Source organism: Pseudomonas quebecensis, from assembly GCF_026410085.1.
Lineage (GTDB): Bacteria > Pseudomonadota > Gammaproteobacteria > Pseudomonadales > Pseudomonadaceae > Aquipseudomonas > Aquipseudomonas quebecensis.
This window is the reverse complement of record NZ_CP112866.1, coordinates 2873464-2885819: the sequence shown is the minus strand read 5'-3', so window position 1 is coordinate 2885819 and position 12356 is coordinate 2873464. Positions and strand designations below refer to the sequence as shown.

The window sequence follows — 12356 nt, the reverse complement described above, 5'->3', positions numbered from 1 at the left end:
ATCGGGAACGACGTGTGAAAACTTTGTGAGATTTTTGTAGCCTTTATCTTACAAAGCAATGACCGGTCTCAGCAGAGTGCGGGCTGTGCGCCGGCTTGCTGATCCAGTTGGGCCTGAATGATGTGGGAGCGCAGGCGCATGACTTCCTGCTGCAACTGCTCACGCTCGTCCTGCAACTGGCGCAATTCATCGCGACGAATAGTGACGTAGAGGGTCTGTGGAGGACGGGTCATCTGTACAGTGCTCATTGCTTACCTCGCAAATAGCCGGTGTGTCGCGGTGTGCCAGAACGCTTGAGTCGAGGTTCTCGGCATCAGTCGGAAGCAATTCTGAATTCTTTTTCACATCAATGGAACTTTTTTATTTTTGGTGGTCGTGTGACTTTTACCGGGGTGATGGTGAAACGATGGCATCTTTTTTAGCATGAAACTACAGGGATCCGCTCTGGACTAACCCTCATTAGCCTCATTGCGCTATAAACTATGTCACACATTTTTTAGCAGTTAGGAGCATCAGCACATGCAACTGGGGATTATCGGACTAGGCCGCATGGGCGGGAATATTGCACGGCGCCTGATGCTCAATGGGCATACCACCGTTGTTTACGACCGTAACGAAGCCTTTGTCAAAGGCTTGAGCGAAGAGGGCGCCACCGGCGTTGCCGACCTGAAGGCCCTGGTGGCCGGGTTGCAGAAACCGCGTGCTGTCTGGGTGATGTTGCCGGCAGGCGACCCCACCGAAAACACCATCAATGAACTCAGTGAGCTGCTGGAAGACGGTGACGTGATCATCGACGGCGGCAACACCAACTATAAGGATGACGTACGTCGCGCCAAGGCGCTGTCGGAAAAAGGCCTGCACTATGTTGACGTGGGCACGTCCGGCGGTGTCTGGGGCCTGGAACGCGGTTATTGCATGATGATCGGTGGCGACACCGAAACCGTGCAGCGCCTCGACCCGATTTTCGCCAGCCTGGCGCCGGGCCTGGGCAATATCCCGCGCACCAGGGACCGTTCCGCCGCCGCTGATCCGCGTGCCGAGCACGGCTACATCCATGCAGGCCCGGCCGGCTCCGGGCATTTCGTCAAGATGATCCATAACGGTATCGAATACGGGATGATGCAGGCGTTCGCCGAGGGCTTCGACATTCTCAAGACCAAGAACTCGGAAAACCTGCCGCAGGACCAGCGCTTCGACCTGAATGTTGCCGATATCGCCGAAGTCTGGCGCCGTGGCAGCGTGGTGTCTTCGTGGCTGCTGGACCTGACCGCCGATGCACTGGCCACCGACCCGAAACTCGACGGTTATTCCGGCTCCGTGGCCGACAGTGGCGAAGGCCGCTGGACCATCGAGGCCGCCATGGAACAGGCGGTGCCGGTGCCGGTGCTGTCCACCTCGCTGTTCGCCCGTTTCCGCTCGCGCCAGCAGAGCACCTACGGTGACAAGATGCTGTCGGCGATGCGCTTCGGCTTCGGTGGTCACGTGGAGACTTCCAAAAAATGACGGCTAACGGCAAAAAACTGAAGGCCGAACCCGCTCCACCCACCACCTTGTTTCTGTTTGGCGCCCATGGCGACCTGGTCAAGCGTCTGCTCATGCCAGCGCTGTACAACCTCAGTCGCGATGGCCTGCTGGGCGACGGCTTGCGCATCGTCGGCGTTGATCACAACGCCATCAGCGATGTGGACTTCGCCAAGAAACTCGAAGACTTCATCCGCACCGAGGCGGCGAGCAAGGTCAAGGGCAATGTCGACAATGCCCTCGACCCGCAGCTGTGGGCGCAGTTGGCCAAGGGTATCAGCTACGTTGAGGGCGACTTTCTCGACGACAGTACCTACGCCGATATCGGCAGGAAAATCGCCGAGAGCGGTACCGGCAACGCGGTGTTCTACCTGGCCACCGCGCCGCGTTTCTTCAGTGAAGTGGTGCAGCGCCTGGGCAGCGCCGGGCTGTTGAGTGAAACCGACGACAGTTTCCGGCGCGTGGTGATCGAAAAACCCTTCGGGTCCGACCTCGCCACCGCCGAAGCGTTGAACGCCAGCCTGCTCAAGGTCATGAGCGAGAAGCAGATTTATCGCATCGATCATTACCTGGGCAAGGAGACGGTGCAGAACATTCTGATCAGCCGTTTCTCCAACGTGCTGTTCGAGGCGTTCTGGAACAACCACTACATCGATCACGTGCAAATCACCGCCGCCGAAACCGTCGGCGTGGAGACACGGGGCAACTTCTTCGAAAAAACCGGCACCTTGCGCGACATGGTGCCCAACCACCTGTTCCAGCTGTTGGCGATGGTGGCGATGGAACCGCCGGCGGCGTTCGGTGCCGACGCGGTGCGCGAGGAAAAGGCCAAAGTTATCGGTGCCGTGCGCCCCTGGTCGCTGGAAGACGCGCGCGCCAACTCCGTACGCGGGCAGTACACCGCCGGCGAAATCGGCGGCAAGGCATTGCCGGGGTATCGCGAAGAGGCCAATGTCGCACCAGACAGCAGCACCGAGACGTTCGTGGCGCTCAAGGTCATGATCGACAACTGGCGCTGGGTCGGCGTGCCGTTCTACCTGCGCACCGGCAAACGCATGAGCGTGCGCGATACCGAAATCGTGATCTGCTTCAAGCCGGCGCCCTACGCACAGTTTCGCGACACCGAGGTGGACGAAGTCAAGCCCACCTACCTGAAAATCCAGATCCAGCCCAATGAAGGCATGTGGTTCGACCTGTTGGCGAAAAAGCCCGGGCCGACCCTGGATATGGCCAACATTCAGCTGGGCTTTGCCTACAAGGACTTCTTCGAAATGCAGCCGTCGACCGGGTACGAAACCCTGATCTACGACTGCATGACGGGCGATCAGACCTTGTTCCAGCGTGCCGACAATATCGAGAACGGCTGGCGCGCGGTGCAGCCGTTCCTCGACGCATGGAAGGAAGACGATGGTATCCAGACCTACAAGGCCGGCGAAGATGGCCCGGCGGCGGCCGACACGCTGCTGGCCCGTGATGGCCGCACCTGGCACACACTCGGATGAGTGATGCCGCGATCCATCCCATCCGTTTTATCCTCAGCGACGTGGATGGCACGTTGCTGCATCCCGACCATCGTCTCAGCCAGCGTACAGTCGATGCGGTGCGTGCGCTGCGCGAGGCCGGCGTACTGTTCAGCCTGGCCAGCGGGCGCCCGCCAAAAGCCATGCGGCACCTGATCAAGACGTTCGGTATCGACGTTCCGGTGGCGGGTTTCAATGGCGGCACCTTGGTGCACCCGGACGGCAGCATCCTGGTGGCTCACCATTTGCCGGCGGAGGCGGCGCTGATCGCCCTAGCGCTGTTTTCGGCCGAGCCGGACGTGGAAGTGTGGATGTTTGCCGATGGCGATTGGCTGCGCCGTGGCGAGCCGGGCCCGATGGAACCGCGCGAAACCGCTGGGCTGGGCTATGGCCCGCAGGTCGTGGAAAGCTTTGAGCCGTACCTGGACCGTGTCGACAAGATCGTTGCCGCCAGCCTCAATACGCAGTTATTGGTGGAGCTGGAAGCGCGATTGCATCCCAAGGTCGAGGGGCTGGCCCAGGTATCGCGCTCACAGCCGGTGTATCTGGACGTGACGGCCATGCTGGCGAACAAGGGCGAGGCCTTGAAAACCTTGGCCGAACACCTGGGTGTGCCGCTGGAGCAGACGGCGGCAATCGGCGACGGCGGGAATGACCCGGCGATGTTTCACGTCGCCGGTTTGTCGATTGCCATGGGGCAGGCGGAAGAAACCGTCAAGCGCCAGGCCAATGTGGTAACCGGCAGCAATAGCCAAGAGGGCGCCGCAGAAGCATTCGAGCGATTTATCCTGCAAACGCACCCACGGCCTTAGTTTCAACGGCGCAACTTGCGAGCATTGTTTGCAATGCTCGCAAGTGGGTGTCTGTTATTACTTTGGCATTGCCCAGGATTGCAAGCGGTAGCCGTTTTTATCCAACTCGGCACGAGCCTGCAACAGCAGGTTTTCCAATTGTGCAGGATCGGTATAGGCACTCGACGAAAGTTGCTTGCGGCCGATGTGGGTATTAGTGCGGTCGACGACGCTTAGGCTGAGGGCGCCGTTGCCATCGTGCCAGGCCACGCACTGAAAGGGCTGGAAGGCACGGTCTGCGATCAAAAGAGCTTCGTTGATGCGGAGCGGGGCGTTCATTGGGGTCTCTCTCTAAATGCCCAATCAGGTAGTGCCGTCGGTTGGGCGAGCCAGGCGGCGAGTTACTTGTACTGATGCACGATGGCGGGGTGCGGGTCACATGCTAGAGCAACAATTTTCAACTTTCTGTGATTGAGGTCATGTAAGCGGCTGTTTTAAAAGCGCATTGATTGTGTGCGCCGGTTTCAACTTTTTGTTTGTCGAAGCCAGAGGATGGCTTTTTGCCCCGACTTATAGCAAAACGATACAAGGCTCGCGTCAAGATCTTGCTAGGGTTAGCAGCAGTCGTTACAAACTGTTGTTTCTAAATAACTTTAACGATTTTTGACGCCAAGGATCAGTCATGGGTGTGCCTGCCGTTCAACGCCGTTTGCTCGTGGTCGACCCGTGCGATGACTGTCATGGGCTGCTGCCCGGTTTGCGCACGGCGGGGTGGGAGGTGGACAGCTGTGCGCTGGAAGGGGTAGGTGATCGCTCCTGCGATGTCGGCTTGCTGCGCTTGCAGCCTGAACACCTGAAGCGTCCTGAAGCGGTCAAGGAGCTGATCGGCCGCAGCGGCACTGAATGGATTGCCGTGCTCAGCCAGGATGTATTGCGTTTGCAGAACGTCGGCGATTTTGTATGTGAGTGGTTTTTCGACTTCCATACCTTGCCCTTCGACGTCTCCCGCGTACAGGTCACCCTGGGGCGCGCGTTCGGTATGGCGCGCCTGCGCGGTAAAGGTCATACGCCGGTGGATGAGGGGCATGAACTGCTCGGAGACAGCCGACCCATTCGTGAGCTGCGCAAACTGTTATCCAAACTCGCGCCCACCGAGTCGCCCGTATTGATACGTGGCGACAGCGGCACCGGCAAAGAGTTAGTGGCCAAGACCCTGCATCGCCAGTCTCAGCGTCATGCCAGGCCGTTCGTGGCGATCAACTGCGGTGCGATTGCGGAACACCTGATTCAATCCGAACTGTTCGGCCACGAAAAAGGCGCGTTCACCGGCGCCCACCAGCGCAAGATCGGGCGTATCGAGGCGGCCAACGGTGGCACATTGTTCCTCGATGAAATCGGCGACTTGCCGATGGAACTGCAAGCCAACCTGCTGCGTTTTCTGCAGGAGAAGCATATCGAGCGCGTCGGCGGCAACCAGCCGATTCCGGTGGACGTGCGTGTGCTGGCCGCGACCCACGTCGATCTTGAGGCCGCCGTGACCAAGGGTGCGTTCCGCGAAGACTTGTACTACCGCCTCAATGTGCTGCAGGTGGTAACCGCGCCGTTGCGTGAGCGCCACGGTGACGTGGCGATGCTGGCCAACCATTTTTCGCGTTTCTACAGCCAGGAAACCGGGCGGCGCCCGCGCAGTTTCAGCGAAGACGCCTTGGCGGCAATGGGGCAGCACCCTTGGCCGGGCAACGTGCGCGAGCTGGCCAACCGGGTACGTCGCGGGCTGGTACTCGCCGAAGGCCGGCAGATCGAAGCCGTTGATCTGGGTTTGCAGGGCGAGCAGGCAATCGCGCCACCCTTGGCTACACTCGAAGACTACAAGCACCGCGCCGAACGCCAGGCGTTGTGCGATGTGCTCAACCGTCACAGCGACAACCTGAGTGTCGCTGCCCGTGTGCTCGGTGTGTCCCGGCCCACGTTTTACCGGTTGCTGCACAAACACCAGATCCGCTAGGGCGGGTAAACCGAAAAGCCCCGCAACGACCCTTATCGTTGCGGGGCTTTTCCTTGTGTGCCGAACGCTGTGGTTAGAAGTAGTACGGGAATTTCAGGCTGAAGGTGAAATCCGGCGCATCGTCGGTCATGCCGATCGCCAGGTTCGGCACGATCGTCAGGTTATCCGACGCCGCAATCGTCATGCCTACGTTGAAATACCCGGCATTGGCATCGCTGGACACCACCGACTGCCAGTCGCCGCCGTTGGGCTTAAGCCGGCTTTTGCGCTGCACCAGATCGGACACCGAGAACGACATACTCATTTTCTCGTTCAGCGCGAACGCCACGCCCATGCCGACCTGGAAACTGTCGCCCAGGCTGACTTTGCCGCCGACCTTCTGGTTGACGTCGCTGCTGATGTCGTCGAACGAGTCTTCGAAGTTATGGGTGTAGGACAGCGAGCCGAACAGCACGGCCGGGTCGAACGTCTTGACCAGGGAGATCCCCGGTGTGATCGACCACACCCCGTTGCCGGTGGGCAGGCTTTCGGGCACGAACAGGTTGTCGTTGCCGGCTGTTTGGATGAGCTTGATGCCAAACGGTTCTTTGCCCGTCGGCGCCTTGACGCGCAACGACACCACCGCATCCGGCAGGGTCGGGGTTTCGTCGAGGAACTTGTAGGCGACGCCGAAATTCACGTCGCCGATGGTCGGGTCACGGGTCACCGACGCTTCGGATGTCGCCGTACCGTTATTGCCGGCGCCTGCCGACTGGTACGTCGAGTCGCGGTACACCACCGGCACGTTCACGTCGAATTGCCAACGGTTGTCGACGTTGTAGCGCCCGGTCAGGTCCAGGGTCCAGTTGTCCGACTTGATCCGATCAAGGTTGATATTGCCGAGGAAGATCGAGTCCAGCGCCAGAAAGCCATTGAGGGTCAACTGGCGCGCGTCGTAGCGCGCGTAGGTGACGCCGGTTTCAAAGCTGAACTTGCCATTGCCGAAAAAGCCGCTGGCTTCGTTATACAGGTTGCTGACGCTTTGCGCAGGCGCCGAATCGTCCTTCAGGGACTGCCCATACGAACTGCCTCCGCCCGCACCGCCTGAAGCCGCCGCGGCACCCGTACCGGTACCGGCCACATTGGTGCCGCCTTTCTGGAAGTCGGCAGGGGATTTGGCCAGGCGTTTGGGGGCCGGCGTCGCCGGTTGATCCTCGACCTGACGCACGCGCTGTTCGAGCACGGCCAGGGCCTTTTGCTGCACTTCGTAACGTTGCTTGAGCTCCAGGAGTTCCTGTTTGAGGGTTTCGATATCGGCATCCGGCGCGGCATACAACACGGATGCGGGTAAGAGCGTACTTAGACAGACTACCGCGCGGAGCGATAACGATCGATGCATGAAATAAGCCGTCCTTTTCCGATGCGTAAGTGTCGAGGCTCAGCGTAGTTCAATAACCAAGGGTGCGTAGGCCCTTGAGTTGGTCCAGGTTGCAGTTCAACGCAGGGTTGTTCAGCCCGTTATTGCCCATCACCACGTTGAGCTGGGTCATGTTGCTGACGAAGTTGGTGTTGCCGGTCAAAACCGTGCCTTGCAGCACCGTGCCGCCGCCGATCTGCTGCAGGCTGTTGCCCTGGTTATGATTGGCCTGGATCGCCATTTGCAGGCCGCCGTTGTTGGCCGACACGCTCACCTTGCCGGCCGCGCTGTCACCGCTCACGGTGCCGCCGGCCACCAGCACTTGCCCGGACTGCACCAGATTGGCCGGCGCGAGGCCGTCCTGGCTGACGGTGATGCCGACGTTGTTGTTGGCGGTGTTGCCGTCGCCGGCCACCCGCACGCTTTGCGTCACGCCCTGGCCACTGCCCAGGCCGGCGCCGCCGACCACATTGCCGGTGCCGGCGGACGGGGTGGTGCCGCTGCCGGTCGAGCCGGTGGTTTGCACATAGAACTGCGGGGTAAGGGTGGTTTTGTCGACCTGCATGCTGGCCTTGCCGGTGATGCTGTCACCCACGGCATTGGTCCACGTGCTGCTCATCACAATGCCAAAACTGATAATTCGTCCCGGCATCACGTAGCGGCCTCGCAGGTCGGCCATTTCCGAATCCTTCAGTTCAATCGGCTTGAACCCCGATGAAGCGTAAGCAGGCATTGAGGCTGCCAGGCACAAGGCCGTCAGCCAGCGGGACGTGTTCATCGCTTGCTCCTGGAGCGTCCTGGCTCCTTATTGCGCTTCTTTTAAAAGAAGTCGCTCTGGATAAAACCGAAATCCATCAATTCAGCGTCGCCCACGGGCCGGAACTCGTTCAAACGGTTCCTGGCGGTCAGTGGCGCAGGTGGGTCGAGCAGCACATTGGCCTTGTCGTAACCCTCACCCAGCACGGCGAATACGATGCCATTCCAGCCTTTGACGAAGTCGTCATGGGCGTAGCGTTTATGCCCCAGCACCGGATCGCCGATGTAGACCCAGTCCTTGTCGGCCCGCTGCAGCACCACGAAGTGCTTGTAGCCGCGGATCTCCAGCAGCACGACCACCGGGATCTTCACGGTCAACAGGGTGTCCGGCGAGATTTTGTAGCCCCGCGCCCGCATGCCGATGCTTTCGAGGTAGCGCTTCATGTCGAGCATGGAAAAACCCTGGGTGCGTACCAGGTTCTGGTCGGCGTTGACCAGCATGCCCTTGATGACGTGGTCTTCATCGACGTCCAGCCAATAACCCTGGCGCAGGATGGTGGCGAGTGCCGCGGCACCGCAGCTGAAATCGGTTTTCTGTTCCACCAGGTTGGCGAAGCGGCGCTCACGAATGCTTTCGACCTTCTTGTAGATCACTGCACCGCCAGGCATGGCGGAAATCGCCATGGTGCCTGCCCAGGTCGGGCCGGTGAGGAGCATCAGCAGGGAAAGGGTCGCGAGGCGCATGATCGAAGGCCGGGTGGACACTGGAATAGGAAAGGGCCTTGTCGCCAAGGCCCCGTTGGATCAGAAGCGCACGCCGCTGGCGCAGACGGTGCAACCTTGACCGATTGTCAGGCTGTTGCTGCCCTGGTTGCCCGAGCCCGATTGCAGGTTCACACCCACGTTGCCGGAGTTGCGGTTGACCGAGTTGTCGAGGCTTGCGTTGTTGGACACATACTGCGCGTTGCCGCCATGGCCATAACCATAGCCGTGGCTGGTCGCGGCCGCGTTGAGGTAGCTGTTGCCGAGCGAGTTCTGCTCGGTGTTGGCGGCGGCCGCGATGTTTTTGCCATCGGCGGTGACGATCGCCAGGTTGTTTTTACCCTGGTTGCCCTGGCCGGCCTGGCCGTTGTAACCCACGTTGCCGGAGTTACCGTTGACCGAGTTATCCAGCGAGGCGTTGTTCTGCGTGCCTTTGTTGGTGAAGCCGTTGCCCAGGCTGTTCTGGTTCACGTCGACCAGGCCGAATACCGTGGCGGCGTCGCCTTTGGCGCTGGAGATCGCCGCCGAGTTGTCGGCCTGGTTGCCGCTGCCGGCCTGCACGTTGACACCGGTGTTACCGCTGTTGCCATTGACCGAGTTATCGGCCGAAGCATTGTTGTCGGTCTTGGTGTCGTCGAAGCGGTTGGCTGCGCTGTTTTGTACATCGGTCACCACCGCGGCGATGGTGCCGGTGGGTTGAGGCGCAGGGTGCCAGCCACCTGCTTGAGCGGCGGCAGCCATGAGTGCGGCGAGAGCGAAAACCAGGGGTTTGAGAGCCATTTGAGGTTTCATGGTGTTTCTCCTTGCTTCTAATGTGTGGTTTAAGTGTTGGTACGGTCCAGCCGGTACTACCAAGCGTTCACTTGATAGTGATGCCCAGGGTGTTAGCCACTCGGTTCCCCACCCCGGCACTCTGGTTCACCTGAATCACTCCTCGGCTGCCTGTGAAGGCCTGATCGCTGGTAACGACCAGGCGGCTGCCAGTGGTGGAGGTGAGACCTGAGTCGGTCAACTGCGTCGTGTTCTGTTGCAACAGGACGCTGTCATCGATGCTCTGCGGGCCAGGATTGACGCTGATCCGCACGGCGTTGATGGTCTGGTTATTGGCGCCGGCCGTCTGGTTGATGCCCAGCATGCCGTTGCCATTGGTAAAAGCGCTGCCCTGGATCGTTGCCTTGGCGTTCAGGGCAGGATCGACCTGGCCGTCCATTCTCTGGATATTGACGGTGGTCGCCTGGCCGCCGAGCGTAATCGCGCGGGTATTGGCCATTTGCTGCTGGTTGCCCGCGGCCTGATTGATCGAGAAGTTGCCGCGATAATCCTGGCCACTGTTGTCGATCACCGCGTTGTTATCGGCCAGGGCCGAGGCGCTGCTCAAGAGGGCGAAGATCAGCCAGGCACGGTTCATTACTTGCCCCCCATCATGCTGCCGATGTTGTTCAGGGGCGCCATGCCGCGCTGGATCGAATCGCTGATCTGCCCACCCATGCTGCTGCCGCTGCCGTGGCTGGCGGAGGAACCCGCGCCGAGGGTCGACATGCTGTTCTGGGTGGCGTGCGGGCCGGTCAGCACGCCGCTGTTTTGATTGACCTGGGCGAAACTGGCACCGCTGCTCACGCCGCCGATATCAAGGTCGCTGAGTTCGCCGGTGGCGTTGATCACTTCGCGACTGGGATTGGCGTTGGCCGTGGTGGGGTAGGGGTCTTTACCGAAAGGGGCACGACCGTACATGTGCGCCTGTACGTTGCGGCTTGTCACGATCACGCCATCACCGGCAAAGGTCGACGCACTGATGCCGAGGCTGAGCACACAGCTGGTCAGCAGTACCTTTATCGAGCGTTGTGTGAGTGTGTTCACGGCGGCATATCCTTATTCTCGGCACTGACCCTGAACAGTGCTGTGGGGAATAGAGCAGATGCCGTGCCGCTTTTTAAATTGTTTTGATATTCAATGGCTTATGAAGATCGAGCGGCGCGTCGACCATGGCGGTGTCTCAGCGCTGAAACACCTGCCGTTCAAGCGTGTGTAGCCCGCTGTCCCACAAACGATTCACCCCTGTGTATCACTGGTGTAACACCGTGCATGACAAAAGCATGAACCCACGGTGTACACGGGCTTCAGCTCAGGCAGGTGTTTCAAAAATGGACACTGTGGGCGCGAACGGGCCCGCACGGATCGGCCGGGCTCAGCCTTTCGGGGTTTTACGCGGGATGGAGTTGAGTACGGGGTTGCCGTCCTGGTTCTGGGTCAGGTAGACCGGCAGCACCTTGGGCAGGGAGGGGATGAGGTTATTGACCTCGCTGAGGTTGTAAATGCCACCGATCCGAATCGCGCCGGTTCCGGCATCGGCCAGCATCACCGGTTTGCTCAGGTAGCGGTTGATCAGCGGCAGCGCATCGGCCAGCGCCAGGTTGTCGAGGATCAGCTTGCCCTGGCGCCAGGCCAGGGCGCTGTCATTCGGGCTGAACGGCCTCACGCGCGGCGTGGCATCGCCCGGTTGATAGCTGGCCTGCATGCCGGGGGTCAGTGGCACGCTGCCGTGTATGGCATCGCTGGCGATCTGCACCGAGCCCGCGAGCAGCATCACGCGGACCTGATCGCCATATTTCCACACATTGAACTGGGTGCCCGTCACGCGCACCTGGCCCTCGCCGGCGCGCACTACAAACGGGTGGGCGCTGTCGTGGCTGACGTTGAAAAACGCCTCGCCTTTTTTCAGCGTGACCCGGCGTTGATCCTTGTAGTTGCTATAGACCAGTTCGGTGCCCAGATTCAGCTCTACCTGGCTGCCATCGCTCAAGGTCACCTGACGCAAGCCCTGGGTCGCCTCGAAACGTTCATAGGAATTGGGCAGCCACCCGGCCTGCCACCCGGTAAACGCGGCCAGCGGCAAGGCCGCCAGGCATAGCGCTGCCGCCACGGCATAACGACGTACGCGGCTGCGCGGTTTGAACGCCAATACCGGCGCGGCGGGTGCGGTGCGCGGCAAGTGATCGGCGACGTCCCAGATTTCCAGCATCGCGGCGTATTCAAAGGCGTGCAAGGGATGGGCGTCATGCCATTGTTGAAAAGCCTGACGTTCAGCCGGTGTGCAATCGCTGGCATGCAGGCGCATGCACCACTGCGCGGCGGCATCGGTGATGGTGTCGTATTCGGCTTCTGAAACAGACTTTTCGGTCATTAACGCATCCTGATTTCCCACATTCTAACCCCCACAGGCAGATGGCGAGAACAGCCATCATGGCGATTGCACATCAATTGGAACTTATTCTTGTTTGGCGCTACCTAAAAATTCAGGACACGCGTCCGCATTTCCCACAAAGGAGTAACGCTATGTTGAAGAAAACCTTCGTCGCCCTGTGTGCAACCTCCGCGCTGCTCGGTGCCGGCGCCGCCCTGGCCGATAAGCCAGGCGCAGGCTGGATCACCATCGACAAGGCTATTGAAGTGGCCAAGACCAAGGCCGGTTATGTCGAGGTCTACGCGGCGGAAGCCGACGACAACGGTTACTGGGAAGTCAAAGGTCGCAAGTCCGACGGTTCCGTTTATGAAGCGCGGATCGATGGCGCCTCGGGTAACGTGCTGCGCGACCAGAAAGACTGATT

General features: G+C 60.2%; 14 protein-coding genes. 5 read left to right on the top strand and 9 right to left on the bottom strand.

Features of this window, described 5'->3' with window-relative positions; translation table 11 throughout:
- Positions 1–68: 68 nt before the first annotated feature.
- Positions 69–248, bottom strand: coding sequence for a DUF6026 family protein (locus tag OSC50_RS13485; RefSeq protein WP_258197640.1), 180 nt, complete (start codon positions 246–248; stop codon positions 69–71).
- Positions 249–519: 271 nt separating this feature from the next.
- Between OSC50_RS13485 and gnd the strand changes: the two genes are divergently transcribed.
- The 3 genes from gnd to OSC50_RS13470 are packed head-to-tail and all read left to right on the top strand — an operon-like array spanning position 520 to position 3853.
- Positions 520–1503 (top strand): phosphogluconate dehydrogenase (NAD(+)-dependent, decarboxylating), encoded by a 984-nt coding sequence (gene gnd, locus OSC50_RS13480; protein ID WP_181077242.1) that lies wholly within the window; start codon positions 520–522, stop codon positions 1501–1503.
- The gene (gene zwf, locus OSC50_RS13475) at positions 1500–3023 is read left to right on the top strand and encodes a glucose-6-phosphate dehydrogenase (RefSeq protein ID WP_266249024.1); all 1524 of its coding nucleotides are present in this window, start codon (positions 1500–1502) and stop codon (positions 3021–3023) included. Before gnd ends, zwf begins: the two co-directional genes overlap by 4 nt.
- Positions 3020–3853 (top strand): HAD family hydrolase, encoded by an 834-nt coding sequence (locus OSC50_RS13470; RefSeq protein ID WP_266249026.1) that lies wholly within the window; start codon positions 3020–3022, stop codon positions 3851–3853. The genes zwf and OSC50_RS13470 overlap by 4 nt, the downstream gene beginning before the upstream one ends.
- A 57-nt stretch (positions 3854–3910) precedes the next feature.
- On the opposite strand, the gene OSC50_RS13465 is transcribed toward OSC50_RS13470, so the two are convergent.
- Positions 3911–4171: a hypothetical protein gene (locus tag OSC50_RS13465; RefSeq protein WP_253506986.1), complete on the bottom strand. Its 261-nt coding sequence runs from the start codon at positions 4169–4171 to the stop codon at positions 3911–3913.
- A gap of 343 nt (positions 4172–4514) precedes the next feature.
- Here OSC50_RS13465 and OSC50_RS13460 point away from each other — a divergent pair, with 343 nt between their 5' ends.
- The gene (locus OSC50_RS13460) at positions 4515–5837 is read left to right on the top strand and encodes a sigma-54 dependent transcriptional regulator (RefSeq protein ID WP_181077250.1); all 1323 of its coding nucleotides are present in this window, start codon (positions 4515–4517) and stop codon (positions 5835–5837) included.
- 73 nt (positions 5838–5910) lie between these two features.
- Here OSC50_RS13460 and fapF read toward each other — a convergent pair whose 3' ends face one another.
- The 7 genes from fapF to OSC50_RS13425 all read right to left on the bottom strand — a co-directional run bounded on the left by fapF (position 5911) and on the right by OSC50_RS13425 (position 11932).
- A complete protein-coding gene (fapF, locus tag OSC50_RS13455; protein WP_253506990.1) occupies positions 5911–7215 on the bottom strand; it encodes a fibril amyloid transporter FapF in 1305 nt (434 codons plus the stop codon).
- A gap of 49 nt (positions 7216–7264) precedes the next feature.
- A complete protein-coding gene (fapE, locus tag OSC50_RS13450) occupies positions 7265–8011 on the bottom strand; it encodes a fibril amyloid subunit FapE (protein WP_266249028.1) in 747 nt (248 codons plus the stop codon).
- Between the two features lie 41 nt (positions 8012–8052).
- A complete protein-coding gene (gene fapD / locus OSC50_RS13445; RefSeq protein ID WP_181077256.1) occupies positions 8053–8733 on the bottom strand; it encodes a fibril amyloid maturation endopeptidase FapD in 681 nt (226 codons plus the stop codon).
- A gap of 60 nt (positions 8734–8793) precedes the next feature.
- Positions 8794–9543 (bottom strand): amyloid-like fimbrin subunit FapC, encoded by a 750-nt coding sequence (gene fapC, locus OSC50_RS13440; RefSeq protein WP_253506996.1) that lies wholly within the window; start codon positions 9541–9543, stop codon positions 8794–8796.
- Positions 9544–9610: 67 nt separating this feature from the next.
- The gene (fapB, locus tag OSC50_RS13435; protein WP_266249030.1) at positions 9611–10159 is read right to left on the bottom strand and encodes a fibril amyloid subunit FapB; all 549 of its coding nucleotides are present in this window, start codon (positions 10157–10159) and stop codon (positions 9611–9613) included.
- Positions 10159–10608: a fibril amyloid chaperone protein FapA gene (fapA, locus tag OSC50_RS13430; RefSeq protein ID WP_181077262.1), complete on the bottom strand. Its 450-nt coding sequence runs from the start codon at positions 10606–10608 to the stop codon at positions 10159–10161. Before fapA ends, fapB begins: the two co-directional genes overlap by 1 nt.
- A gap of 328 nt (positions 10609–10936) precedes the next feature.
- Entirely contained in the window at positions 10937–11932 is a 996-nt protein-coding gene (locus tag OSC50_RS13425; RefSeq protein ID WP_181077264.1) for a FecR family protein, read from the bottom strand.
- A 152-nt stretch (positions 11933–12084) separates the two neighbouring features.
- Between OSC50_RS13425 and OSC50_RS13420 the strand changes: the two genes are divergently transcribed.
- A complete protein-coding gene (locus OSC50_RS13420; RefSeq protein ID WP_181077266.1) occupies positions 12085–12354 on the top strand; it encodes a PepSY domain-containing protein in 270 nt (89 codons plus the stop codon).
- The last annotated feature ends 2 nt before the right edge of the window (positions 12355–12356 follow it).